At 73.0% G+C, this 23,945-nt stretch carries 23 protein-coding genes and 1 pseudogene; 11 read left to right on the top strand and 13 right to left on the bottom strand.

Translation table 11 applies throughout. From position 1 onward, the window contains the following. Positions 1-35: 35 nt before the first annotated feature. From AB0399_RS29490 to AB0399_RS29460, 7 genes are all read right to left on the bottom strand, one after another. Positions 36-1,388, bottom strand: coding sequence for a nucleotidyl transferase AbiEii/AbiGii toxin family protein (locus tag AB0399_RS29490; protein ID WP_366413423.1), 1,353 nt, complete (start codon positions 1,386-1,388; stop codon positions 36-38). After that, positions 1,385-2,086, bottom strand: coding sequence for a hypothetical protein (locus AB0399_RS29485; protein WP_366413422.1), 702 nt, complete (start codon positions 2,084-2,086; stop codon positions 1,385-1,387). The genes AB0399_RS29490 and AB0399_RS29485 overlap by 4 nt, the downstream gene beginning before the upstream one ends. 109 nt (positions 2,087-2,195) lie before the next feature. Then, positions 2,196-3,965: a beta-galactosidase family protein gene (locus AB0399_RS29480; RefSeq protein ID WP_329373443.1), complete on the bottom strand. Its 1,770-nt coding sequence runs from the start codon at positions 3,963-3,965 to the stop codon at positions 2,196-2,198. 281 nt (positions 3,966-4,246) lie between these two features. Next, entirely contained in the window at positions 4,247-5,242 is a 996-nt protein-coding gene (locus tag AB0399_RS29475; protein ID WP_366413426.1) for a LacI family DNA-binding transcriptional regulator, read from the bottom strand. 387 nt (positions 5,243-5,629) lie between these two features. Then, positions 5,630-6,973, bottom strand: coding sequence for a sugar ABC transporter substrate-binding protein (locus AB0399_RS29470; RefSeq protein ID WP_329373445.1), 1,344 nt, complete (start codon positions 6,971-6,973; stop codon positions 5,630-5,632). 97 nt (positions 6,974-7,070) lie between these two features. Beyond that, a complete protein-coding gene (locus AB0399_RS29465) occupies positions 7,071-8,015 on the bottom strand; it encodes a carbohydrate ABC transporter permease (RefSeq protein WP_366413421.1) in 945 nt (314 codons plus the stop codon). A gap of 3 nt (positions 8,016-8,018) precedes the next feature. After that, positions 8,019-8,957, bottom strand: coding sequence for a sugar ABC transporter permease (locus AB0399_RS29460; protein WP_328459507.1), 939 nt, complete (start codon positions 8,955-8,957; stop codon positions 8,019-8,021). Positions 8,958-9,451: 494 nt separating this feature from the next. Here AB0399_RS29460 and AB0399_RS29455 point away from each other — a divergent pair, with 494 nt between their 5' ends. Both AB0399_RS29455 and AB0399_RS29450 read left to right on the top strand, forming a co-directional pair. Next, positions 9,452-10,549: a lipase gene (locus AB0399_RS29455; protein WP_366413420.1), complete on the top strand. Its 1,098-nt coding sequence runs from the start codon at positions 9,452-9,454 to the stop codon at positions 10,547-10,549. Between the two features lie 264 nt (positions 10,550-10,813). Then, positions 10,814-11,347 (top strand): hypothetical protein, encoded by a 534-nt coding sequence (locus AB0399_RS29450; protein ID WP_366413419.1) that lies wholly within the window; start codon positions 10,814-10,816, stop codon positions 11,345-11,347. Between the two features lie 16 nt (positions 11,348-11,363). Here the strand turns inward: AB0399_RS29450 and AB0399_RS29445 are convergent, their stop codons facing one another. Then, on the bottom strand, positions 11,364-12,065 hold the full coding sequence (locus AB0399_RS29445; RefSeq protein ID WP_329373459.1) for a TetR/AcrR family transcriptional regulator: 702 nt from the start codon (positions 12,063-12,065) through the stop codon (positions 11,364-11,366). Positions 12,066-12,240: 175 nt separating this feature from the next. Between AB0399_RS29445 and AB0399_RS29440 the strand changes: the two genes are divergently transcribed. The 6 genes from AB0399_RS29440 (at position 12,241) to AB0399_RS29415 (ending at position 18,082) form a co-directional block, all read left to right on the top strand. After that, on the top strand, positions 12,241-12,801 hold the full coding sequence (locus AB0399_RS29440; protein ID WP_329373461.1) for a hypothetical protein: 561 nt from the start codon (positions 12,241-12,243) through the stop codon (positions 12,799-12,801). A 282-nt stretch (positions 12,802-13,083) separates the two neighbouring features. Then, positions 13,084-13,845, top strand: a complete 762-nt coding sequence (locus AB0399_RS29435) for a (5-formylfuran-3-yl)methyl phosphate synthase (protein ID WP_328459473.1) — start codon at positions 13,084-13,086, stop codon at positions 13,843-13,845. An 8-nt stretch (positions 13,846-13,853) separates the two neighbouring features. Beyond that, positions 13,854-15,257, top strand: coding sequence for an aldehyde dehydrogenase family protein (locus AB0399_RS29430; protein ID WP_366413418.1), 1,404 nt, complete (start codon positions 13,854-13,856; stop codon positions 15,255-15,257). Positions 15,258-15,265: 8 nt separating this feature from the next. After that, positions 15,266-16,366, top strand: coding sequence for an NAD(P)-dependent alcohol dehydrogenase (locus AB0399_RS29425; RefSeq protein ID WP_366413425.1), 1,101 nt, complete (start codon positions 15,266-15,268; stop codon positions 16,364-16,366). A 180-nt stretch (positions 16,367-16,546) separates the two neighbouring features. After that, entirely contained in the window at positions 16,547-17,455 is a 909-nt protein-coding gene (locus tag AB0399_RS29420) for a class I SAM-dependent methyltransferase (protein WP_329373466.1), read from the top strand. Between the two features lie 90 nt (positions 17,456-17,545). Next, the gene (locus AB0399_RS29415) at positions 17,546-18,082 is read left to right on the top strand and encodes a hypothetical protein (protein ID WP_366413417.1); all 537 of its coding nucleotides are present in this window, start codon (positions 17,546-17,548) and stop codon (positions 18,080-18,082) included. Between the two features lie 123 nt (positions 18,083-18,205). Here the strand turns inward: AB0399_RS29415 and AB0399_RS29410 are convergent, their stop codons facing one another. After that, positions 18,206-18,985: a class I SAM-dependent methyltransferase gene (locus AB0399_RS29410; protein ID WP_366413416.1), complete on the bottom strand. Its 780-nt coding sequence runs from the start codon at positions 18,983-18,985 to the stop codon at positions 18,206-18,208. A gap of 250 nt (positions 18,986-19,235) precedes the next feature. Between AB0399_RS29410 and AB0399_RS29405 the strand changes: the two genes are divergently transcribed. Next, entirely contained in the window at positions 19,236-19,505 is a 270-nt protein-coding gene (locus AB0399_RS29405) for a hypothetical protein (protein ID WP_366413415.1), read from the top strand. Positions 19,506-19,517: 12 nt separating this feature from the next. Here the strand turns inward: AB0399_RS29405 and AB0399_RS29400 are convergent, their stop codons facing one another. Next, a complete protein-coding gene (locus tag AB0399_RS29400; protein ID WP_366413414.1) occupies positions 19,518-20,225 on the bottom strand; it encodes a 2-phosphosulfolactate phosphatase in 708 nt (235 codons plus the stop codon). Between the two features lie 350 nt (positions 20,226-20,575). On the opposite strand from AB0399_RS29400, the gene AB0399_RS29395 reads away from it, so the two are divergent. Continuing rightward, the gene (locus tag AB0399_RS29395) at positions 20,576-20,929 is read left to right on the top strand and encodes a hypothetical protein (RefSeq protein ID WP_329373477.1); all 354 of its coding nucleotides are present in this window, start codon (positions 20,576-20,578) and stop codon (positions 20,927-20,929) included. 169 nt (positions 20,930-21,098) lie between these two features. Here AB0399_RS29395 and AB0399_RS29390 read toward each other — a convergent pair whose 3' ends face one another. Next, complete coding sequence (locus AB0399_RS29390) at positions 21,099-22,127, bottom strand: aminoglycoside phosphotransferase family protein (RefSeq protein ID WP_366413413.1); 1,029 nt, start codon at positions 22,125-22,127, stop codon at positions 21,099-21,101. Positions 22,128-22,411: 284 nt separating this feature from the next. Next, a pseudogene (locus AB0399_RS29385) lies at positions 22,412-22,821 on the bottom strand (transposase family protein); the annotation flags it as partial. Positions 22,822-22,827: 6 nt separating this feature from the next. On the opposite strand from AB0399_RS29385, the gene AB0399_RS29380 reads away from it, so the two are divergent. Further along, complete coding sequence (locus AB0399_RS29380) at positions 22,828-23,367, top strand: MATE family efflux transporter (protein WP_366413424.1); 540 nt, start codon at positions 22,828-22,830, stop codon at positions 23,365-23,367. Here AB0399_RS29380 and AB0399_RS29375 read toward each other — a convergent pair. Further along, positions 23,349-23,912, bottom strand: coding sequence for a dihydrofolate reductase family protein (locus AB0399_RS29375; protein ID WP_366413412.1), 564 nt, complete (start codon positions 23,910-23,912; stop codon positions 23,349-23,351). The two genes, AB0399_RS29380 and AB0399_RS29375, sit on opposite strands and share 19 nt — an antisense overlap. Positions 23,913-23,945 lie beyond the last annotated feature (33 nt).

The following is a 23,945-nucleotide window of genomic DNA, read 5'->3' as shown; positions in this document are numbered from 1 at the left end:
GCAGGCCGGTCCGGGCTACGGCGCGAAGCCGCGGGTCAGGCGCCGATGTCGATGCCGGCGACCGCCTCGACCAGGCGGCGCATGTATTCGGGCCGAACGCGGTGTTGCTCGCCGAGGGCGGACCAGGCCGGGTGCGCCAGGACCTGGTCCAGCGCGGTGGCGGCGTCGCAGTGGTGGGGGCCGAGGAGTTCACGGGTCACGGCTGCCGCCACGACCGCCGTGGTCCGTCGCTCCGCGAGGTCGGTGAGCAGGCCGGGCAGGCCGCCGGCGGCGAGGCTCGCGCGGCAGGTGGCGAGCCAGTCCGCCGACCACCGGTGCCGCAGGGTGCGCGGGTCGCCGTCGGCGGTGCGGAAGGCGGGCGCCAGGGCGGCGCGGAGCCGGTCGGCCAACTCGGCCGGGTCACCGGCGAGATGGGGGTACTCGTCGGCGAAGTGCTGCCACTCGTGGGCGGGTGGCGGCAGCTCGTCGGTGATGTCGGGACGCAACGGGTGCGCGACGTTGGCGGGGTCGGCCGCGATGAACACGGCGGCGAGGGTCTCGTAGTCGACGGTGCAGTGCTCGGCGAGGAGCACGGCGTCGTACAGGTCCTTGCCCTGGGGGTGCATGTCGTCGACGAGCCATACGAGCTTCCAGGCCAGGGAGAGTTCGGGCGTCGCCCCGAGCAGGCACGCGCCGCCGATCGTCACCTCCTCGGGCGGAACCGGCAGCGACTCGTTGAAGACGAAGTCGAGTTGGACGATACCGCCGGGAGTCGTGCCGCTGGTCCAGGGCAGGACCAGCCGCCGGCCGGGGACCCGGTCGTAGGTCCAGATGTCCTCGCTCACGGCGTCGGAGGCGTGGAAGCGGATCGTGTGCGGCGCGGTGGTGGAGACGGCTCCGGACGGGGCGGTCCGGTCGGCGGCGTGATCGGGACCGTGATCGGCCGCGTCTTCGGCCACGTCTTCGGCCGCGCGCGCGATGTCGTGCAGCATCGCGCCCGTGCGCTCCTCCTCGATCCGCCACCGCGCGGGCGTGACGACGAAGTCCAGGTCACCGGGCTCACGCGCGGCCTCGCCGAACCACCGGGAGAGCAGCACGCTGCCGCGCAGCACGAGGTGGTCCCGCCATGGCGAGCCGGCGATCGCGGCCAGCACGAGGTCCATCGCGGTGCGGCGGGCCGCCAGCCACGCCGCCCGGGCGGCCGGGTCGGCGAACTCCGGGTCGCTCGCCCGGTAGGCCCTGGTGTGCTGCTTGAGCGCCGGGTCGAAGACGGGCTGCTGGACCGCGCGCTCGTCGTCGACCAGGCGGAGGGTGAGCGGCAGGTCGAGCCGGTCGCGCGCGGCCTCGGTCGGGCGCCCGCGCGCCATCTCGGTCTCGCGTATGCCCAGGGACTCCCACGGGTCGGTCATCGCCGTGCCTCCCGGTCCCGCGCCGCCATGATCCATCCGTCGTCGATCGCGGCGTTGCTGTCGTAGACCACGAACTCCTCCTCCGTCTCGGCGATCTCCACCGACAGCTCCCGCACCGCGCGGGTGAGAGCCGCCAGCCGTGCCCGGGCGGTCGGCAGGCCGACACCGTGGCAGCGTTGGGTGACGAAGCGCTCCTGCCGGCCGGTGCCGCCATGGGTGCGGCGCGCGTTCCACGACACGTGCGCGTCGTGGGCGACGGCGGCCGCGGTGAGCGCGTCGAGAGTGGCGGCGGCGCCCGGGCCGAGCGGGTCGAGCAGCACCTTCAGGTGGTGCTCGAAGTAGCGGCCGGCCTGGCGTCCCGGGTCGCCCGCGCCGCCGGGGCCGTTCAGCAGCCGCGCCTGCGCGTCGGAGCGCGGCACCACCGGCTCCCACGGCGCGACCTCGATCTTCACCCGCACCGGCCGGAACCCTGCCCCGCGCAGTGCCTCCGACGCCCGGCGGCAGACGCGCAGTTGCTCCTCGTACGGGCCGCGGCCGCGCAGCGTGAGCATCGGCTGCGAGGGCGTACGGCCACGGGCCAGCACGATGTGCGTGAACTTCCACCCGCGCGCGGCCGACCACCGCTCCAGCCGGGCGGCCGAAGCGGGGTCGTCCGCGCCGCGCACGGTGAGGTGCGCCTCGAACCCGCCATCCGTCATGACCGCATGATTTCAAGCCGCCCCGCGCGGAGGGAAACGACTTTGCGGCCGGGCGGAACACCGGGGACGGCGCGGCGGCGCCGCCGGCCCCCGGGCCCCGCGGACGGGCTCACTCCTCGGTCGGTCCCAGGTCCGGCGTGTCGCGCAGGTCCACCACGTTTCGGAGCGCCGCGTGGAGTTCGAGCACCACGATCTCGTTGCGGCCCCGGCGCAGTGCCGTCCCGGGGACGTAGAGGCGGCGCTGCGGGCCGCGGGACCAGTAGCGGCCGAGCGCGAAGCCGTTCACCCAGGCGCAGCCCTTGGTCCAGCCGTCCAGTTCGAGGTAGGTGTCGGCGGGCTCGGCCAGGTCGAACTCGCCGCGGTGGAAGGCCGGTCCGACGGCCGGGCCCGGACCGGCGTCCGCGAAGACCAGCCCGGTCAGGTCGTCCAGTGGCAGCGACCGGCTGGACCAGCCGGTGATCGGCGTGCCGTTGGCGGTGACGGGCCCGAGCAGGCCCTTGCGGTCGTGGACCGCCTGACCGTAGTTGACCCGGCCCTGGTTCTCGACCAGCAGCGACAGCTCGGCGCCGCCGTCGGGCACGGTGAACGCCAGGGAGTGCTCGTGGCTCTCGCGTTCCAGGACGCCGACCGGCTGGCCGTCGAGGAAGACCTGGGCGCGGTCGCGTACGGCCGGCACGTGCAGCAGGACCGGGCCTGCCGCGTCCAACCGCGCCTGGTAGAGCACGAATCCGAGGCCGTCGCCCGCGCCGTGCCCGGCCGCCAGCTCCTCCATGGTCAGCGGACGGTCGGCGGCGACCGCGGTGCCCAGGGCCGGCAGCCGGCTGAACAGCGGTGCGCGCTGGGGGAGTCGGACGCCGAGCTGGCTGAGCTTCTTGGAGGGCTCGGGCAAGGGCGCGTCGGGGACCGGCGCGTAGCGGGCGATGACCTCGCGGAAGGCCGCGTACTTCGGCGTCGGATCACCGGCCTCGTCCAGCGGCGCGTCGTAGTCGTAGGAGGTGAGGGTCGGCCGGTAGGTGTGCTTGTCGTTGGCGCCGTTGGTGAAGCCGAAGTTGGTCCCGCCGTGGAACATGTACAGGTTGACGCTCGCGCCGGCCGCCAGCAGCCGGTCCAGGTCCGCGGCGGCGCTCTCCGCCGGCCTGGCGGCGTGCAGCCCGCCCCAGCGGTCGAACCAGCCGTTCCAGAACTCCGTGCACATCAGCGGCCCTTCGGGCTGGTGCGCGCGCAACCGGTCGAGGTTCTCCGCGACCCGGCTGCCGAAGTTCGCGGTCGCCAGCACCCCCGGCAGCGAGCCGCGGGCCAGGTCGCCCGGCTGGTCGCAGGTGAACAGCGGGACGTCCACGCCCTGTTCGCGCAGGATCTCCGCCAGCCGCAGCAGATACGGCTGGTCGTCGCCGTACGCGCCGAACTCGTTCTCCACCTGCACCGCGAGCACCGGCCCGCCCCGGCTGCCCAGATACGGCGCCACCCGCGGCATCAGCTCGGCGAGGAAGCGCTCGACCGCGCCGAGGAAGCGCGGGTCGGTGCTGCGCAGCCGGATGTCCGGGTCGGCCAGCAGCCAGGCCGGCAGCCCGCCGCCCTCCCACTCGCCGCAGATGTACGGGCCCGGGCGCAGCAGGACGTACAGGCCCTCGTCGCGGGCCAGTTCGAGGAAGCGCTCCAGGTCCAGGCCGCCGTCGGCCCGGAACTCACCCGGCCGCGGCTCGTGGAGGTTCCACGGCACGTACGTGTCCACGGTGTTGAGGCCGAGCAGCCGGGCCTTGCGCAGGCGGTCCCGCCACTGGCCGGGATGCACGCGGAAGTAGTGCAGGGCCCCGGAGATGATGCGGAAGGGTTCGCCGTCGAGACGGAACCCTTCCCGGTCTATCCGCAGTACAGGCATGGGGTCCAGGTCCTCCGCCTTGGTGGTTCGAACAACGGTGCACGCATGATCGATGTTTGCGTAACCATCGACCTGATGCGAGTCTGACCAGCGCGGAGTGCCGTGTCAAGGCTCCAGCCGGAGGGCGGGTGCGCGGCAGCCCAAGGGCGTGCGGCGGCACGGGTGTTGGCAGGCGCCGGCCCGGCCGCGGGCAGGCGCGGGTACGGCGCGGGCCGGGAGCCGGTACGGCGCGCGGGCCGGGAGCCGGTGGGGGCGCAACCGGGGTGCTGGACGGGGTCCGCTCAGCGCGCGCCGGCGGGCGGTGGCGCGGTGCTGGCGCGCGGGACCAGCCGGGTCGGCACCAGGTCGGTGCCGCGCGCCGCCTCGTCGTCGCGGATCTGCCGCAGCACCGTCGCCACGCAGCGGCGGCCGACCTCGGCGAAGTCCTGGTGGACCGTGGTCAGCGGCGGCATGTAGGACGCGGCCTCCGCGATGTCGTCGAACCCGACGACGCTGACGTCCTCCGGCACCCGGCGGCCCGCCTCGTGCAGCGCCCGCAGCACGCCCAGCGCCATCTGGTCGTTGGCCACGAACACCGCGGTGCACTCCGGGTCCGCCGCCAGCCGCAGACCGGCCCGGTACCCCGACTCCGCCGACCAGTCGCCCCGCAGGACCTCCGGCTCGGCCCGGCCCGCCGCGCCCAGCACCGCGCGCCAGGCGCCGACGCGGCGCTCCGCCGCGAACGACTCCTCGGGCCCGGCCACATGCCACACCGTGGAGTGCCCGAGGTCGAGCAGATGCCGCACCGCGGCCTCGGCGCCGCCCGCCTGGTCGGTGTCGACCACGCTGTAGCGGTCGCCGGCGTTGGAGTCCACGACGACCACCTGCGCGTGGGGCGGCAGCGCCACGGTCGCCGAGTCCAGCAGGTGCACCTCCATGATGATCACGATGCCGTCGACCGCCAGCTCGCCCAGCCGGGTGAACGCCCCGCGCACCTCGTCCTGCGTCGGCACGGTCACCGGCAGCAGCGTGGTGGCGTAGCCCTCCTCGGCGGCCGACCTCGCGACCGCCTCCAGGGTGCGCATGTTGCCGGTGGTCGACATGTTGAACAGGATGACGCCCAGCGTGCGGAACTCACCGCGCTTGAGGGCGCGCGCCGCGCTGTTCGGCCGGTAGCCGAGCTCCTTCATGGCCGCGAGCACCTGCTGCCGGGTGGAGTCCACCACTCCCGGGAAGCCGTTCGAGACCCGGGAGACCGTCTGCGCCGACACCCCGGCGAGCTTCGCCACGTCGCCCATGGACGCGCCGCGCTTGCGCCGGGCCCCCTCCGCGGCCGGCTCGGTACGGGAGGCGGCCTTCGCCCGGGACTGATCGCGGGCGACGCGCTTGCCCCGCCCGGCCTTCGTGCTGTCGCTCACCGCGGTCGTACACCTCGCTGCCGCGGCCGCCGTGCGCGGGCGGCCGTGCTGGTCGTCGTCCTCGCGCGCCCGGCCCGGTCCGGCGAGCGGCCGGGGGCGGCGCTGTGTGATCGCGCAATCATACGGGCCACGCGCACGGACCCGCCGGGCATCGGCCGCCCGACGTGTCGGGCGCGAAGGGGGAGAGCGACGGGGCCGTGAACCCACCGGACCCCGCCACTCGCCCCCCGCCGAATTCCTGCCGTCCACCTGATACCTGTCGAAGCGTCAGTTGACGCTGAAACCCTGCTGCTTGCCGTAGGAGACGGACTGGTCCTGCCACGCGTTCAGCCCGGAGGTCAGCGTGGTGGAGGAGACGTACGCCTTGCCGACGGTGTCGTTGAAGATCGAGTTCGCGTAGACCTGGTAGGGCAGGTACGACCAGCCGGGCACCACGTCCTTGGCCGACTGCGAGAAGATCTTGTTGGCCTGCTGCCCGCCGAAGTACGGGAACTTCGTGTCGAGGAACGCCTGCGAGTCCAGGTCCGCGGTGGTCGCCGGGAACGCGCCGCCCTTGATCCGGGCCTGCACGCCGGCGCCCTGGTTCGCGTACTGCAGGAACGCGTACGCGAGGGCCTTCTTGCTGCTGGCCTTGGTGACGGCGAGGGAGCTGCCGCCGTTCTCGGCGCTGGCGTGCTGCCCGGCCTGCCACTGCGGCAGCGGCGCCGCCCGCCAGTCACCGGACGCCGAGGCCACCCCCGAGCTGAAGTTGGCGGGCATCCACGCGCCCGTCGCCAGCGTGGCGATGGTGCCGTCGGCCAGGCCCTTGTACCACTGGTCGCTCCAGCCGGAGACGGGCGACAGCAGGTGCTCGGAGACCAGCTGCTGCCACACCTTGGTGTAGGCCGCGGTGCCCGCGTCCGCGCCGAAGTCGACCGAGACCTTGGTGCCGTCGACCTTGTACGGCTTGCCGCCGGCCTGCCAGATCAGGCTGGTGGCCATGCCCGCGTCACCGGTGTCGCTGGTGATGTACGCCTTCGGGTCGGCCTTGTGGAGCTTGCGGGCGTCGTCGAGGTACTGGTCCCAGGTGGTGGGAACCGGCAGCTTGTACTTGTCGAAGACCTTCTTGTTGTAGAACAGCGCCATCGGGCCGGAGTCCATCGGCAGGCCGTAGACGCCGCCGTCGACGTTCACCGAGTTCCACGGGCCGGGGGAGTAGTCCTTGGCCAGGTCCTTGGCGCCGTACGCGCTCAGGTCGGTCACGGACTTGCCGAGCGCGAACTGGCTGAGCGCGTAGTACTCGATCTGCGCGACGTCGGGCACGCCCTTGCCCGCCTGGACGGCGTTCTGCAGCGCGGTGTACTGGGTGTTGCCGGTGCCGGCGTTGACCAGCTTGACGTGCACCTTGGGGTACTTGGCCTGGAAGTCGGTGACCACCTGCTTGAGGGTGGGCTCCCAGGCCCACACCGTGATCGAGCCGCCCTTGGCCAGCGCGGACGTGACGGCGCCCGCGCCGGTGTCGCCGCTCTTCGACCCGGAGCCACCGGAGGAGCCGCATGCGGTGAGCCCCAGTGCGCCGGCGGCGAGGAGCGCGACCGCGGGCGCCCAGCGGCGAAGTGCTGTGTTCGTCATCTCTTTCACTCCGTTGTGCGTGATGTCCCGGAACAGGGAAGCGGGGGGAGTCAGGGGGATACAGGGAGAGCGCTGCGGTCGTGGACAGCGCCGGCGGTCACTCCTTCACGCTTCCGGCGGCCAGCCCGGACTGCCAGTAGCGCTGGAGCAGCAGGAAGGCCGCGATGAGCGGGACGATGGTCAGCAACGACCCGGTGATGACCAGGTTGAAGACCGGCTGGCCGCCGGCCGTGGCCGCCTGCGCGTTCCAGGAGTTCAGGCCGATGGTCAGCGGATACCAGTCCGGGTTCTTGATCATGATCAGCGGCAGGAAGTAGTTGTTCCAGGTCGCGACCGTGGTGAAGAGCAGCACCGTGACGATGCCGGGAGCCAGCAGCGGCAGGCTGATCCGGAAGAAGGTGCGCAACTCGCCGGAGCCGTCCATCCGGGCGGCCTCCAGCAGCTCGTCGGGGATCGCCTCGGCGGCGAACACCCACATCAGATAGAGGCCGAAGGGCGAGATCAGCGACGGGATGATCACCGCCCAGGGGGTGTTGGTCAGCCCCATCTTGCTGAACATCAGGAACGTCGGCACCGCCAGCGCCGCGCTCGGCACCGCCACCGCGCCGATCACCATGGCGAAGACCGCCCGCCGGCCGGCGAAGTCGAACTTCGCCAGCCCGTAGCCGCCGAGCACCGCCAGGAACGTCGCGCCGCCGGCCCCGAGCACCACGTACAGCAGGGTGTTGAGCAGCCACCGGACGAAGATGTGGTCGTTGTAGGTCAGCGTCTCCCTGATGTTGTCCCACAGCGCGAAGCGGCCGCTGAACCACAGGCCGAAGGAGTCGAGCAGCTTCGGCTGGGTCTTGCACGCGTTGATGACCAGCCAGGCCAGCGGCACCAGGGAGTACAGCACGACGATCGAGGTCAGCACGGTCAGCAGCACGCTGCGCCGCGGTCTGCCGGGGGTGTGGCGACGGGCGGAGCGGGACGTGCGCGGCAGCGGGCGGGTCCTGGTCCGGGGCGCGGGTCCGGTGCCCGCCGTGGCGGTGTCGGCGGCCATCGCTCACGCCTCCTTTCGCATGCCGCGCAGTTGGACGACGTAGGCGACGATCATCGTGACGACTCCCATGACGATCGCGACCGTCGCGGCGTAGTTGTGCTGCTGGCCGGAGAAGGACAGCGAGAAGGTGTACAGGTTCGGGGTGAAGTACGTGGTGATGGCGTTGGGCGCGAGGCTCTTGAGGATGCTCGGCTCGTTGAACAGCTGGAAGCTGCCGATGACCGAGAAGATCGTGGCGATGACCAGCGCGCCGCGGATCGCCGGGATCTTGATCGACCGGATGACCCGCCACTGGCCGGCGCCGTCGATCTCGGCCGCCTCGTACAGCGACTCCGGGACGACCCGCAGCGCGGCGTAGAAGATCAGCATGTTGTAGCCGACGAACTCCCAGGTGACGATGTTGCCGATGCTCGCCAGTACCCAGCCGGGGGCGAGCGGGTCGGGGATCGACGTGTGCAGGTGCTCGTTGACGCTCGCGACCAGGCCGAACTGCTTGCCGTACATGAAGCCCCACATCAAGGTGGCGACCACCGCGGGCACCGCGTACGGCAGGAAGATCGAGATCCGGAAGAAGTCGCGCCCGTACAGCCGCCCGCTGTCCAGCGCCAGGGCGACCAGCAGGGCGATGCCGAGCATGATCGGCACCTGGACCACCAGGAAGAGCCCGACCCGGCCCAGGCCGGACCAGAACTCGTGGTCCTGGAACGCCTGCCGGTAGTTGTCGAGGCCGACGAAGTGGTTGCCGCCGATCAACTGGTCCCGGAACAGGCTCAGATGGATCGAGTAGACGATCGGGGCCAGGAACACGAGGACGAAGACCGCCAGGAACGGGGCGACGAAGCCCCACCCGGCCAGTCGCCGCCTACCGACGCGCCCCCTGCCGCCGCGCCCCCGCCCGGTGGCGGGCCGACCCGCGGCCGATGGGGGCGAGAGGACCGCCATGGCTCATCCCTTCGCTCGGCGTCACAACCTCGCCGCGGGCTCGCGGCGAGGGAATGTTTACGTAACCATGGACGGTGCGGAATCGCTCCTGTTTACGTAAACATTGGATTACCGTGATGCTGGCATCGCAGGTCGGCGACGTCAAGGTCTGAGTCGTGGTTGTGGACGGAACGTGATCGAGGAGGCCGGGCGGTGGAGCGCCGTCGAGCGTGTCGGCCGGGGGCGGCGCGAGGCTGGACCTCGGTGGCGTGGTGGGGCTGGCCCCAGGACGGACACACCTGCTGGCCGGGCAGTGGGCGAGAGCGGTCGTCACTAGCGTCTGCGACATGAAATCCGTTGATGCGAAAGGCGGTTCGCGCTCCGCGTTCCGTCAGGTCAGGGCCGTGGCAGTCCTGCTCGGGCTGGTGTCAGCCGCTACCACGCTGACGTCCGGTACCGCGTCGGCGGCTGGAACGGCCCCGAGCGATCGCGGCCAGTTGGTGTCCGCTCGGCAGGTGAGCACACTGGCGACGAAGCAGGACGTCGCCGCGGCAGTGGCCGCTGCCGGATTCGACACGGGCACGATCCGGTTCGGGGTGGACGCCTACCAGCTCGTGTATCGCACCGTGGACCCCGAGGGCCGGCCCACCACCGCCAGCGGCCTGCTGGTGCTCCCCCGTAGCCGCGAACACGCCTTGCGGACCGTCTCGTTCGACCACGGCACGGCCAGCTACCGGTCCGATGCACCGTCCTCGGTGACCGAGGTCGGATTCGTGTCCGCACCCGCCGTCACCTACGCGTCCGCCGGGTTTGCCGCTGTCGCCCCGGACTACCTCGGCCTCGGCGCCGGTCCCGGACCCCACCCCTGGATGGACGTGCCCTCCGAGACGACCGCCTCGTTGGACATGCTGCGGGCAGCCCGCGCTTTCGTGCCACGCACCGGCCGGGTTCTCGGACACGACGTGCTGGTCACCGGGTTCTCCCAGGGAGCCTCGGCGGCCATGGCACTCGCGCGGACCCTCCAAGCCGGTGGCGATCGATGGTTCCGGCTCGAAGCCGTCGCCCCGATCAGCGGCGCGTACGACTTCCAGCACGCCGAACTGCCGGCACTGCTCGCCGGCTCCCTCGACGCGAAATCCAGCGTCTTGTACACCGCCTATCTTCTCGTCGCGTGGAATCGGCTGCACCACCTGTACGACTCGCCGGACGAAGTCTTCCAAGCTCCGTACGACAGCACCATCGAGGCACTGTTCGACGGTGCGCACACCGGGCAGCAGCTTCTCGCCGGCACACCCGACACCCTCGGCCCGCTGCTCACCCCACACGGCCTCGACATGCTGCGCCACCCGACCGGCCAACTGGCCGCAGCGCTGCGGGTGGCTGACAACACGTGCGACTGGAAGCCGCGCGTCCCGGTCCGCCTGTACGACGCCGACGCGGACGAGCAGGCGGCGAATGCCAACACCGGTCATTGCGAGGCCGCCCTGCGATCACACGGCGCGCACGCACCAGTCGTCGATCTCGGCAGCCCGGACTACGAGGGGTCCCGGCACCTGGGCTCCAATGTCGCAGGCACGGCCGCCATCGTCCGCTGGTTCGGCCAACTGCACTGAGCCGGGTCGACGCGCCGCGCGCCCGCGGGGCGCACCGACCTCTCGATCGATCGGCAAGGCGGAACGAGCGGCTCGACCAGTCAGGCCGCGCCGCGGGGAGCGCGGGCCGGACCTCGTGGTCGTGGCGCGGCCGTCGCGGCGCCATGGTCTCCACCCCATGTGCCGCACCGTGGCGGGACGGGCCCGCTCCGGCCAACCGGGTTCTGCCCGGGCCCGACTTGCGGGGAAGCGGCGCTGTCGGTGGTGGTTCGTAGCATCGGCGGTATGCCTGATGCCTTCACCGTTTTGTGGACCCACGACACCTGCCGCGCGTTGCGTCGCGCGGGGCGGGTGGGGGAGCGGCCGCCGGTCGCGTTCGGGGGCGTGCACACGTCCCTGCCCGCCTGGTCGGGCGCGGGCCCCGGGGACGAGGTGTACGCGCTGCACGTCAACCGGTGTGTCGTGCACGTGGTGAGCCGGATGCGCGTGGTCGACCTGGAGCGGCGCGAGTGCTGCGGGGTGGCGCCGGCCGCGTGGAACGAACCCGCGTTCCCCGGACATGACGACTGGGCGATGCTGGGCGCCCACGGCTGCGGTGCGGCGGCGATACACGTAGAGGCGACACCCGTACGTTTCGACCTCGCCGTCCCGGGAGACCTCCTGGAGCGGCTGACCTGGCGCAATCGGCGCGGCCGGACCCGCGTTCTGAAGTACGTGGCCGACGGCCGCCTCGAACGCTCGATCAGCCTCCAGGGCTTCTACCGCCTGACCGAGGACTCGGCCGGCGAGTTGGGGAAGTTGCTCGGCGCGGGCGCCTGACCGTTCCGGCGACCGGCTACGGGCCGGGCGGCGCGCAGTCGATGCCGGAGAGGGCCGTGGCCGCCGACGGTTCCCGGCCGGGGCCGGGCGCGGGCGCGGGGGCGGCGGCGCCGTCGCGAGCGCGGCCGGTGTGCACCCGCAGCAGTCCGGCGATGCCGCGCATCAGGGTCTCACCGGCCAGGACCGGGTCGCCGAGATAGCCGGCGCTCATCGCACCGTCGCGGAGCATGACGAAGTGCCGGCCGGCGTGCTCGGCGGGAGCGTCGGAGGTCTCGGCGAACAGCCCGGTGATCGTCTGCAGGAACCACTCGCGGTGCTGCACGACGGCCTGGTGCACCGGGTGGTCGGGGGCGGGGAACTCCGCTGCCGCGTTGAGGAACGCGCAGCCGCGGTAGCCGGGCGCGCGGATCTGCTCGACCAGGGACGCGCCTATGCCCCGCAGGATGTCGTCGGTCGGCAGGTCCGCGGCCGTCAGGGAGCCGATCTGGGCGCGGATCGCCTGGTCGACGCTTCCGATGTAGGCGACCGCCAGGTCCTCCTTGCTGCGGAAGTGCCGGTAGAAGGTGGCGTTGGTGACCTTGGCCTCGGCGACCAGCCGGTCGACCCCGACCGTGTGGATGCCCTCCGCGTAGAAGAGCTGCCCGGCGGTCCTCAGCAGCCGCTCCCGGGCCTCGGAGACTCTCCGGCCGGTGCCGGTGCCGGTTTCCGTCTGCGTCATATTGCCCATCGTAGCAGGTAGAACGGTCTCTCTTGGGCTGAGGTAGAACGTTCTCTCTTGTGTTCGCCGCCGAGGGTGTGCCAAGCTGCGTCTCGATAGAGAGAACGTTCGCTCTACCACTGCGGGGAGGCTCGGCGAACGCTCCCCGTGCCCCTCCCACTCACTGGAGAACCCCATGGCATCCGCCGCCTCCGCCGCCCAGCACCTCGGCGCCACGCCCGCGCTGCGCCGGCTGTACGTCATCCGCTTCGTCTTCGCCGCCGCGTGGGCGGCGCTCCTTCTGGCGTACGGCTCCGACCTCACCGCCGGGGCGAAGCTGCTGCTGTTCGTCTACCCCGCCTTCGACGTGGTCGCGGCCGTCGTCGACGCCCGCTCGGCCCATGAGGCCGGGCCGGTCAAGGGCCTGTACGCCAACATGGCCGTCAGTTCGCTCGCCGCCGTCGGCGTCGCGGTCGCCACCGCCTCCGGCGTCGCCGACGTGCTGCGCGTGTGGGGCGCCTGGGCGATCGTCTCCGGCCTGGTCCAGCTCCTGGTGGGTGTCGCGCGCCGGGCGATGGGCGGCCAGTGGGCCATGATCGCCAGTGGCGGCATCTCCGTGCTGGCCGGTGCGTCGTTCGTCGCGAGCGCCTCGAAGGACGACCCCTCGCTGACCAGCCTCGCCGGCTACGCGGCGCTCGGCGGGATCTTCTTCCTCGTCTCGGCGATCCGCCTGCCCCGCTCGACCCCGAAGGACTGACCCGCGCGGGCCGGGGACCGCGAGCAGGGGACCGCGAGCCGCGAGCCGCGAGCCGCGGACCGCGGGCCGGTCGCCAAGCGCCGTTTGCGCGCCGCCCGTTCGGACCGGCGTGGACGGCGCGTTGGAGGGCGCGGGGCGGTGCGGGCAGTGACCCGTACGGGTTCCGCGCGCTCTGCCGGGGGCCGGGAGCCGCCGTAATGATGAGCAGACCGCACGTGATCCGGGCGGCTCAGCGTCACTGCCGTGTGGCAGGTGGACCATGCGAGGAAGAAGGAGTCCACGGTGTTGCTTCTCATCTCCCCGGACAGCGTCGAGGAGGCACTCGACTGCGCGAAGGCGGCCGAGCACCTCGACATCGTCGACGTCAAGAAGCCCGACGAGGGATCGCTCGGCGCGAACTACCCGTGGGTGATCCGGGAGATCCGCGGCGCGGTCCCGGCGGACAAGCCCGTCTCCGCGACCGTGGGCGACGTGCCGTACAAGCCCGGCACGGTGGCCCAGGCGGCGCTCGGCGCGGTGGTGTCCGGGGCGTCGTACATCAAGGTCGGCCTCTACGGATGCACGACGCCCGCACAGGCCGTCGAGGTGATGCGCGGAGTCGTCCGCGCGGTGAAGGACCACCGGCCGGACGCGTTCGTGGTGGCCTCCGGTTACGCCGACGCGCACCGGATCGGCTGCGTCAACCCGCTCGCGCTGCCGGACATCGCGCACCGCTCCGGCTCCGACGCGGCCATGCTCGACACCGCGATCAAGGACGGGAGCGGGCTGTTCGACCACGTTCCGCCGGACGTCTGCGGGGAGTTCGTCCGGCGGGCGCACGACGCCGGTCTGCTCGCGGCCCTCGCGGGCAGCGTCAAGGTCGCGGACCTCGGCGCGCTGACCCGGATCGGCACGGACATCGTGGGCGTGCGCGGGGCGGTCTGCGAGGGCGGCGACCGCAACACCGGCAGGATTCAGCCGCATCTGGTGGCCGCGTTCCGGGCGGAGATGGACCGGCACGCCCGGGAGCACGGCACCGTCGCCACTGTCGCCGCCGCGAGCTGACCGCCGGCATGCCGACATACCAGCCCCTTCGCGCGCCGGAGGGCCGAGGTGAGCGCTTCGCGGTCGTCGACCCCGCTACGGGCGAGGCGTTCGACGAGGCCCCCGACCAGCGGCCGGACGCACTGGACGCCGCCGTCGACCGGGCGCACGCGGCCTGGCCCGGCTGGCGGCGCGACCCCGCGGCCAGGGCCGGCGCGCTGCTCGCGGCGGCCGACGCGGTCGAGGCGGCCGGCGCCGACCTCGCCCCGCTGCTGACCCGCGAACAGGGCAAGCCGCTGGCCGAGTCGTACGCCGAGATCGCCCGCGCGGCGGCCCGGCTGCGCTACTTCGCCGAACTGGACCCCGGGCGGCTGCCGATCACCGACGGCCGCCCGGTGCGCAGCGAAGTCCGCTGGCGTCCGCTCGGGCCGGTCGCCGCGATCGTCCCGTGGAACTTCCCGCTCCAGCTCGCGTCGGCGAAGTTCGCACCCGCGCTGGCCGCGGGCAACACGGTGGTGCTCAAGCCGTCCCCGTTCACGCCCCTGGCCACCCGGCTGCTGGGCGCGGTCGTCTCGGCCGTCCTGCCCGAGGACGTCCTGACGGTCGTCACCGGCCACGAACCCTTGGGCGCCCGCCTCGCCTCCCACCCGGGCATCCGCCATGTGACCTTCACCGGCTCGATTCCCACCGGGCGGGCCGTCGCGACCGGCGCGGCGCCCTCGCTCGCCCGGGTCACCCTGGAACTGGGCGGCAACGACGCCGCCATCCTGCTGGACGACGTGGACGTCGAACGGATCGCCGACCGGCTGTTCTGGGCGGCGTTCCGCAACTGCGGCCAGGTCTGCATGGCGGTCAAACGCGTCTACGCCCCGGCCCGGCTCTACCCCCAGGTCGTCGAGGCGCTCGCACAGCGTGCGAAGTCCGTCGTCGTCGGCCCCGGGCTCGACCCGGGCACGCAACTGGGACCGGTGAACAACGCGCCCCAACTGGCCCGGGTGGAGGGCTACCTGGCCCGCGCCCTGGCGGACGGCGCCCGGGCCGTGGCCGGCGGCCACCGGCTGGACCGGCCCGGCTACTTCTTCGCCCCGACGGTGCTGGCCGATGTCCCGCCGGGCAGCCCGGTGGTGCTGGAGGAGCAGTTCGGCCCGCTGCTGCCGGTGCTGCCCTACGACCACCTCGCCGACGCCGTCGCGGCGGCCAACGCCACCGGCTACGGGCTGGGCGGCTCGGTGTGGGGGACCGACCTCGACCGGGCCGAGGCGGTGGCCGAGCGGCTGGAGTGCGGGACGGTCTGGATCAACCACCACGCCGAACTCTCCCTCGCCCAGCCCTTCGCGGGCACCAAGGACAGCGGGGTCGGCGTCGCGGGCGGGCCGTGGGGGCTGTACGGGAACCTCCAACCGTTCGTCGTGCACCGCCCGTTGGAGGTGTAGGCGTGGCGTTGAGGTTCGACGCGGCGGTCCTGCGCTCGTACGAGAGCCCGTTCACCGTGGAGGAGGTGGTCCTGGCCGCGGGGCCGGCCGACGGCGAGGTCCTGGTACGGGTCGCGGGCTGCGGGATGTGCCGGACCGATCTCGCGGTGCGGCGTTCGGCGGGCCGCTCACCGCTGCCGGCCGTGCTCGGCCACGAGGGGGCCGGGGTGGTGCTGGAGACGGGCGGTCCCGACACCGGCCTGAACGCCGGCGACCACGTCGTACTGAGCTTCGACTCCTGCGGACGCTGCCGGAACTGCCAGGGCGCGGCCCCCGCGTACTGCGACTCCTTCGCCGCGCTCAACCTCTTCGGCGGGCGCAAGGAGAACGCGGAACGGTTCACGGACGCGGCCGGGGGCGAGTTGGCGCCCCGGTGGTTCGGGCAGTCGTCGTTCGCCGAGTACGCGATGGTCCCGGCCCGCAACGCCGTCCGGGTCGATCCGTCTCTGCCCATCGAGCTGCTCGGGCCGCTCGGCTGCGGGTTCCTCACCGGCGCCGGCGCGGTCTTCCACTCCTTCGGCGCGGGCCCGGGCGAGAGCGTCGCGGTCTTCGGTGCGGGAGCGGTGGGCCTGGCGGCAGTGATGGCGGCCACCGCCGCCGGGGCGGTGGCCGTGGCCGTCGACCGGTACCCCGAACGGCTGGCCTTGGCGGAGCGGCTGGGCGCCGTCCCGGTCCACGCCGAGGTGGACGACCTGCCCGGCCGCATCCGCAAACTGACCGACGGCGGGGCCCGGTTCGCACTCGACACCACCGGCTCGGCCCGACTGATCAACCACGCGCTGGGGGCGCTGCGCCCCACCGGGCACCTCGGGCTGGTGGCGCGGCTGCACACCGCGCTGCCGCTGGAGGTGGGGGCGTTGGACCGGGGCCGGCGGATCTCCCACATCTGCGAGGGGGACGCGGTGCCGGGGCTGCTGATTCCGCGGTTGGTCGGGTTGTGGCGGGCCGGGCGGTTCCCGTTCGACGAGCTGATCCGTACGTATCCGCTTCGCGCGATCAACGAGGCCGAACGCGACTGCGACGCCGGGCGGGTGGTCAAGCCCGTGCTGATCCCGGAGGGGCGGGGGTAGCGGGGGCGCGCCGCAGTATATCTGACGACCTATCACATTGCTTGCCGCGGCGCGACGTTCGGGTGACCAGGTACCGAACTCCCGTGCTGCCGAAGTGCCGTACTGCCGTGCCGCCGTGGCCGGCCCACCATCCGGCATGCGGGTCCGCCGGACTCTCACTCACACCAAGGGAGCACACACATGGTCAGCACAGCGCGGCAGGACGCCGGGGTGGAGGACGTGGAAGGAGGCGTCGGCCTCACCGCTCTCATGGTCGCCGCGGCGCGCGCGATCGAGACCCACCGCCCGGACAGCCTGGCCCAGGACGTCTACGCGGAGCACTTCGTGCGGGCCGCGCCGGCCTGCGCGGAGTGGCCGATGCGTATCGAGCAGGTTCGGGACGGGGACGCGAACCCGCTGTGGGGGCGGTTCGCACGCTACTTCGGGCTGCGGACCAGAGTCCTCGACGACTTCGTGCACCGAACGGTGCACACCGTCGGCGCCCGCCAAGTGGTCCTGCTCGGTGCGGGGTTGGACACCCGGGCGTTCCGGCTCAAGTGGCCGGCCGACTGCGTGGTCTACGAGATCGACCGGGACGGCGTCCTGGCGTTCAAGCACCAGGTCCTCGCCGGACTGTCGGCCGCCCCGAAGGCGACGCGCGTCCCGATCCCGATCGACCTGCGCGACGACTGGGTCACCGCGCTCACCGACGCGGGCTTCGACCCGGCCGCCCCCAGCGTCTGGCTGGCCGAGGGCGTGCTCTTCTACCTGCCCCACGCCGCCGAGACGTACCTGATCGACACGGTGGACCAACTGACCACGGGGGGAAGCGCCCTGGCGTTCGAGGTCAAACTGGAGAAGGACCTGCTGGCCTACCGTGACAGCCCGATCTACCTCTCGACGCGTCAGCAGATCGGCATCGACCTGCTCACCTTGTTCGACCGCCAGGCGCGACCCGACTCCGCGGGTGCCCTGGCGGCCAAGGGCTGGTCCACCACGGTCCGCACCCCCTTCGACTTCACCCGCCAGCACGGCCGCGGCCCGCTGCCCGAGCAGAACGACGCGCTGGAGGGCAACCGCTGGGTGTTCGCCCACAAGCCCGGCCGGTAACTCCGCCGCCCCGGCCCCGCGTTCGCTCGGCGGATCTTCGACAGGGCTACGGTGGTTCCCGGCCTCGATGCCGTCCGAAGCGGGGGACCGTTGAGCAGCGACGCAGATCCGGACCGGCCGGTCCGGGACCTCAGTACCTGGACGGTCGGCCGCCTCGAAGCCCTCACGGCCACGCGGCAAGGCCACGAGCTGGAGCGGATCAGGGTCGTCGCCCAGGCCCACGTCTACCGATCCGGTGAGCCACGGAGGGCCCGGCTGCGCTGGGCCAAGCTGTCCTTGCACGCCAACGCACGCCTCCCCGGCGACAGTTCGTGGAGCCGGGCCCGGAAGACCCGGCAGAACTTCGCGCTGCGCACCTGGGTCATCGATCACCTCGGCCCTGACACCGACCCGGACTGGCAGCCCGCGGTCCTCGCCGCCGACACGCTGGCGGCGCTCACGCTCGACCCCGACCGGGCCGTCGCGCTTGCCGCGCGGTGGCGTGACCTCCCGGTCGGGCAGATCGATGAGCTGAGACGGCACAAGAACATGACCGCCCACCTGGACCGGCTGGTGGACTTCCTGCCGCCGGGACCGGTCAGGGACCGGCTTGTCACCTGGACGCGGGCGCGCACGCACCTGCCCTGAGCCGCCGTCCGATTCCGGAGGTTCATGGAACGGGCCCCGGTCCGCGGCCGGTTGACCGCCGCGGGCTCGCTGCCGGCGGCGTACTGCCCTCTTCCGGCGTGCTGCCCGCTCCCGGCGGACCGCCTACTCGCCGGCGCGGGCCACCAGCAGGGGCTGGAAGAAGCCGGCCTGCGGCGGCAACCGCCACCCGGCGTCGACGAACCCCGCCTCGGCAGCGAAGCCGGCCAACCGGTTCCGGGGGAGCGCCCAGTAGGTGGTCCGCCGAACCTCGACACGCCACTCGCCGCCCGCCGGAACGAGCTGGAAGTGCTCCAAGTCGTAGCGCTCGCCGTCGTCGTGCCAGTGCCAGAGCTGGAAGGTGACGGCCCGCTCCTCGCCGCTGCCGTCGCCCTCGGCGATCCGGTGGACCTGCGGGGGAGTCGAAGCCGGGCGCTCGCGCACCAGCTCGTCGTACGGGCGCGTGCTGACCAGCAGCAGGCCGCCGGGACGCAGCACGCGGCGCATCTCGGCCAGGGCGGCGCGCACCTCCTGCCCGGTCAACAGGTGAGGCAGCGAGTTGTCGGCGCAGACGACGGCGTCGAACCGGCCGTCAGCAAAGGGAAGATGCCGCATGTCGGCGGCGGCCGTGCGCAGCCGCAGGCTCCGGCGCGCGGCCTCCCGTGCCGCGCGGGCGGCGGCGCGAGGGCTGATATCCGTCCCGGTCACGCGGTGCCCGCGCAGGGCCAACCCGATCGCCTGCGTGCCGATCCCGCACGCACAGTCGAGCACGTCCGCACCCGCCCGGCCGATCAGGGCGTCCAGAGCCGCACCCTGCCGACGGATGCTCGCGTCCCAGTCCGAGTAGATCAGGTGGTAGTCATCGGCCAACTCGTCGTAGAAACGCGCCACCGACATCCCGGGCATGACCCGAGACTACCGTCCCCGGTTCCCCGGAGGCGCCGGCCGCAGCCCGGTGTGGAAGGCCGCGATCGGGCCCGGGGCCTGGCAGTCGACGGTGACGGCCGTGAGTTCGACCGTTGCGGGTATGCGCGCTCCTCCGCCGGAAGGTGAGTCGCCCTCATGCTTCCACCCGGCGACGGTGTTCCTCCGGGACGGGCGCCGGGGCCGGGCTGGGGGCCGGGGGTTGTCGGTGGTGGGTGGGAAGGTGGTGGGTATGGATGCGCGGTGGATGCAGCGGCGGGTGTACGGCGCCGATCACGAGGACCCCGATCCCGGGCCGCGGCCGGGGCGTCGGTACGTGGAGCTGGTGGGCGGCCCGCTGGACGGGCTGCTGTTCGACCTGACCGGGTTGGCGGACACGGAGCGGTCCGGCGGTGTCGCGCTGCCCACGGAGATCGGCGCGTTCGGGCCGGGCGGGCGGGCGTACTACGGGCCGCGGCCGGGCAGCGAGGGCAGTTGGCACTGGGAGGGCGACATGCCCTGACGAGCGGATGGGTCAGGTCGAGGCCGCGTCCGTGGGCGAAGGGACGGGGACGGGGAGGGGACGCAGGACCGTCAGCGAGTCCTCCGAGGTCGCGGCCATGGCGAAGGGGAACCGGTCGAGCTCGACGCAGAGGGCCACGTCATCGGGATGGACGCCCTGACGTACGCCCGCGGCCAGTTCGGCGGCGGCGCGCGACTCGGCGGCGCGGCGCAGGAACGCGGCCGCGTCCGTCGCCGCCCCGGTCGCCCGCCGGGCGATGTACTGGGCGCACGCCAGGTCCTCGTCGGCGCGCCCGTCCTCACCGGTGACCACGAAGGTGACGCTGTCGCAGCCGCGGGCCCGCAGCAGCCGAGCCGTCGCCTCCGCCACCACGAACCCGGCGCACAGCACCAGCGACGCCTCCTTGACCGCGAGGGCGCCGACCGTTCCCGCGGTGGTCTTCTGCACGACGGTCCGTCCGCCCAGGTCGACGGAGCGCAGCAGGCCCGGCGAGTTGACCAGGTCGAAGCCGGGCGCAGGCGGACCGTCCTTGAGCGCCGCCCAGTCCGGGTGGCGGGCCTTGAGCGCCTGGGCCTCGTCCAGCGACCCGGCGAGAACGATCTTCTCCGCCCCCCGGGCGAAGGCCCACGCGGCCACCGTGAACGCGCGCATGACGTCGACCACGACCGCCACGGACGGGACTTCGACCAGATCGGGGATACCGAGGAAACTCGCCTTCATCCGGTCATGATCGCGCATGCCCGACCCGAAGCACCCGGACGGTGCCGCACGTCACATCGACGGCCTCGGCTTCGGCTTCGGCTTCGGCCCCGGCCCCGGCCCCGCGCCAGGGCAGGGCGGCCACGTCGGGCGGCCCCGAATACGTATCCTGAGGGCTGGTTCTCGCTCGGCGCCGTATCGGCGATCGCAACGGGGGATGGGCGCGGATGATGCGTATGACCGAGGGGTGGCGTCGACGTACGTTCATCCTTGGCGCCGCGGGAGTGGCCCTGGCTTCGGTGTCGGGCTGCGGCGGTTCGGGTTCCTCCTCCGACGGCGGGGCACCGCATCCGGCAACGGCGCCGCGCACCGTGGCCGCCACGACGCGACCTGCCGCCACGCCGGTGGTGCTGCACGGCTGCGGAGGGCAACCGGTCACCTCGCCCACGACGTTCACCCTCGCGTGCGGCGACGGCAAGATCAGCCTGGGCAGCCTGGTCTGGTCGGACTGGGGTCGGCCGACCGCCAGCGCCACGGGGAAGTACCTGGCCGTGGGCTGCGTACCGGACTGCGCGAGCGGCACCGAAGTCCCCTACGCGGCCACGGTGACCGTCAGCGGCCTGCTCGACGGCGGCTACACGGTGATGCACATCAGCGCGCCCCACGCCCCGAGCCGCACCGCCGACTACCGGCTCGACACCCAGGGACCGGTCGAGGCCCGCTGACCCGGGAGCACGGCCGTTGACGCGCTGCCGGCCAAGGTGCCACCGGAGAAGGGGCCACCGGACAAGGTGCCGGGTGACGCGTCAGGCGAGACATCGAGCGACGCCCGTCCGCGCTGGCGCGGGTGTCGAACCCTTTGCGGCTGACCGCCGGCGGCTACGGGCCCGGTTCCTACGGGCGGCGGGTCGGGATCGGAGCGAGGGCGGGCCAGCGGGCGAGCATGCGGCGGCGCATCTCCGTGCTGAGCCTGCTCAGCCCGCTGAGGTCGGCGCGCTCGGCGGTCAGCGCGCCGACGACACCGAGCCGGTGGACGAGCCGTTGCCGGGCGGTCGCGGTGCCCCACGTCCAGTCCTGGTCCGGGATCAGGGCCAGGTGGTCGGCGGCGCCGCGCCGGGCCCGCTCGACCAGCGCGTCGCCCCGCAGCAGCCAGCCGGCGCACGCGTCGGTGAGGTCGCCGTCCGGTTCCGTGCCGGTCGCGGTGCGCCACGCCGTACGGTAGGCGAGCTCGGCCCGCTCCAGCAGCTCGGCGGACGCCGCGGTGACACACCAGCACGTCGGGAAGCCGACGCGCAGGTAGGCGAGTTCCACCACTCCGCTGCCCGTCGACGCCTGTTCGAAGTCGACGAACCTGATCCCGTCGGCGGTGTGCAGGTCGTTGCCGGGACATGGGTCCCCGTGGAGGAGGGCGTGCCCCGAGGCCCGGCCGAGCCGCCGCACGAGGTCGTCGAGCTCGCCGGACACCCCCGGCGGGACGGCCGCTTCCAGCGCCTCGGCCAGCCCGAGGAAGGAGGCGACGTCGGCCGCGCCCGGGCCCGACCAGCGGGGGAGCACCCCGGCGTCCTCGGGGCCGGCGGCGGCGTGCAGCCGGGCCAGGGCCGCCGCGTAGCCGACGATCCAGTCGCCGGACGGGTGCCGGTGGTCCAGATGTTCCAGAACCAGCACCCGCTCGCCGGGATCGATGCCGAGCAGCGCGGGCACCACGGGCGGCTCGGCCCGGGCGGCGAGCCGCAGCGCGGCCACCTCGCGGGCGTACCGCTCCTCGGCGTCGGCACCGCCGACGATCTGCTTCACCACCGCGGTCGCCCCGGGCAGCTCCACCCGCCACACACGCGAGCGCGGACTGCTGCCCAGCCGCCGTACTCTCCCGGGCGAGCCCAGCGAAGCCCGCAACTCGTCCCCGAACGGCATCCGCGACCTCATGACCCGCCATCCTTCCACCCGAGCGGGCGACTCCCCGGCCGCTGCCGACAACTGGCGGCCGTTCACGTCACGGTCGCCGGCGGACGCGGTGACGGCCACCCCTCTTCGGCGCGCGGTCCGGCAACAACGGCTCGATCCGCGCTCACCGCGTATCGGGCAGCGGCACACCCGGCCCGACGACCCGGTCGCCGGGGGGAAAACGGACCTGTCGCCCACGACGCGAGGTCAAGCCGGGAAGCACCACCGTGATCTGCCTCGGCGCGGGCCACTTCGGCGTCGTACTCGTCGGCGTCGATGACCACCCGGTGCTTGGTTGAGCAGCGGTGATGCTTCGACTGTTCCGCCACCTGATGGTCGCGGTCCGGCACCGGCGTCCCGTCCACGATGGGCACAGTGCTGTGACGGGCCGCTGGTTCGGTGCCAGGAGCGGCCCCGTGTGGTCCACGATCCGATCCGCCGGCGACTTCAACACCCCGAACAGCGGGGCGAGTTGTCGTAGAGTCCGGTGGGTGCGCCAGTATGCGGCGACGAGCAGCACCCGGCCCTCCAGCGGCCGGGACCGGGGCCTGTCCGGTCGTGCCGGTCCGGCCCCCTCGCGTCCCAGTTGGGCGAGCAGCTTCCCGAAAGCTCGCGGGCTCAGCCCGGTGAACGGGGCTGACCAGGACGGCTCCGGCGCCGAGATCCCCCGAGGCACTGCAAGATCATCGCACCCGCCATCGGCAGCTCTGGACGTTCACCGCGACGGCGTTCCTGGACCTGTGGTCCGCACCGACGACGTTCGTCGCGCAACCGGGCCGCGGGCCTGCACGCCCGGGTGCGCGAGGGGCTGCGCCGCTCGCTGCTCGCCGCGCTGGGCGCCACCTTCGCGCTCCCGCTCGCGGTGGTCGCCGCCGCCGGCCCGATCGCCGAGGCGTTCACCCAGGACCCGGCCACCCGGGAGGCCATCACCCGGTACGTCCATCTCACCTGTCCCTGCTTCTTCCTCTACACGGTGATGGTCGTTCTGCACGGATGTCCCACCGGCCGTGGACGCGCCGTGGTGCCGATCGGGTGGCTGGTCGGTGCCGTCCACTCCGGCGTCATCACCTGTCTCCACGCAGGCCCGGACAGCCGTACGGGGCCGGTGCTCCGCCGGCCAGGACGACAACGGCAGCCGCGCCCGGATACGGGGGAGCCGCGTCTGGATACGGGGGAGCCGCGCCTGGATACGCGGCAGCGCCCTCAGCGCGGAACGCGGTAGCGGAAGCAGACGACGCGCGAGCCGAACGTGCGGGTCTCCAGGAGTTCGAGGTCCACCCGGTGCTCGTGCCGGGAGAAGTAGGGAGTGCCGCCGCCGATCAGCACCGGGTGCACCCGGGGCCGGTACTCGTCGATCAGACCCGCCGCGGCCGCCTGCGCCGCGAGGGCCGCACCGCCGATCGCGATCTCGCCTTCCCCCGGCTCGGCCCGCAGCCTCGCGATCTCCTCGGCCACGCTTCCGGAGGCCAGGCGGGCGTTGCCCTGCACCTCCGACAGCGTGGTGGAGAACACCACCTTCGGGAGCGGCTTCCAGAGCCGGGCCCACTCCAGCATGGAGTCGTCGAGCGACGGGTCCTGGTCGGCGGTCTCCCAGTACAGCATCGTCTCGTACAGCCGCCGCCCCATCAGGTGGACGCCGATACCCCGCAACTCGTCGGTGACGAAGCGGAAGAGCTCCCCGTCGGGCGCCCCCCAGTCGAGGTCGCCGTCCGGCCCCACGATGTAGCCGTCGAGCGAGACGCCCATCGAATAGGTCACCTTGCGCATCGGGGTTCCTCCTAGGTAGCGGGTTCGACAGTA

The sequence above is a fragment of the Streptomyces sp. NPDC088194 genome (assembly GCF_040702025.1).
GTDB lineage: Bacteria > Actinomycetota > Actinomycetes > Streptomycetales > Streptomycetaceae > Actinacidiphila.
The sequence above is the reverse complement of the archived record's forward strand: the minus strand, read 5'-3'. Positions and strand labels throughout refer to the sequence as shown.

Excerpts from the sequence above, each read along its gene's own strand:
- AB0399_RS29465 (WP_366413421.1), bottom strand. The coding sequence starts at position 8,015 with ATGGCCGCCGACACCGCCACGGCGGGCACCGGACCCGCGCCCCGGACC.
- AB0399_RS29475 (WP_366413426.1), bottom strand. The coding sequence starts at position 5,242 with ATGGGCGACGTGGCGAAGCTCGCCGGGGTGTCGGCGCAGACGGTCTCC.
- AB0399_RS29460 (WP_328459507.1), bottom strand. The coding sequence starts at position 8,957 with ATGGCGGTCCTCTCGCCCCCATCGGCCGCGGGTCGGCCCGCCACCGGG.
- AB0399_RS29420 (WP_329373466.1), top strand. The coding sequence starts at position 16,547 with ATGGTCAGCACAGCGCGGCAGGACGCCGGGGTGGAGGACGTGGAAGGA.
- AB0399_RS29485 (WP_366413422.1), bottom strand. The coding sequence starts at position 2,086 with ATGACGGATGGCGGGTTCGAGGCGCACCTCACCGTGCGCGGCGCGGAC.
- AB0399_RS29430 (WP_366413418.1), top strand. The coding sequence starts at position 13,854 with ATGCCGACATACCAGCCCCTTCGCGCGCCGGAGGGCCGAGGTGAGCGC.
- AB0399_RS29405 (WP_366413415.1), top strand. The coding sequence starts at position 19,236 with ATGGATGCGCGGTGGATGCAGCGGCGGGTGTACGGCGCCGATCACGAG.
- AB0399_RS29390 (WP_366413413.1), bottom strand. The coding sequence starts at position 22,127 with ATGAGGTCGCGGATGCCGTTCGGGGACGAGTTGCGGGCTTCGCTGGGC.
- AB0399_RS29450 (WP_366413419.1), top strand. The coding sequence starts at position 10,814 with ATGCCTGATGCCTTCACCGTTTTGTGGACCCACGACACCTGCCGCGCG.
- AB0399_RS29490 (WP_366413423.1), bottom strand. The coding sequence starts at position 1,388 with ATGACCGACCCGTGGGAGTCCCTGGGCATACGCGAGACCGAGATGGCG.
- AB0399_RS29480 (WP_329373443.1), bottom strand. The coding sequence starts at position 3,965 with ATGCCTGTACTGCGGATAGACCGGGAAGGGTTCCGTCTCGACGGCGAA.
- AB0399_RS29400 (WP_366413414.1), bottom strand. The coding sequence starts at position 20,225 with ATGAAGGCGAGTTTCCTCGGTATCCCCGATCTGGTCGAAGTCCCGTCC.
- AB0399_RS29410 (WP_366413416.1), bottom strand. The coding sequence starts at position 18,985 with ATGCCCGGGATGTCGGTGGCGCGTTTCTACGACGAGTTGGCCGATGAC.
- AB0399_RS29470 (WP_329373445.1), bottom strand. The coding sequence starts at position 6,973 with ATGACGAACACAGCACTTCGCCGCTGGGCGCCCGCGGTCGCGCTCCTC.
- AB0399_RS29445 (WP_329373459.1), bottom strand. The coding sequence starts at position 12,065 with ATGACGCAGACGGAAACCGGCACCGGCACCGGCCGGAGAGTCTCCGAG.
- AB0399_RS29375 (WP_366413412.1), bottom strand. The coding sequence starts at position 23,912 with ATGCGCAAGGTGACCTATTCGATGGGCGTCTCGCTCGACGGCTACATC.
- AB0399_RS29440 (WP_329373461.1), top strand. The coding sequence starts at position 12,241 with ATGGCATCCGCCGCCTCCGCCGCCCAGCACCTCGGCGCCACGCCCGCG.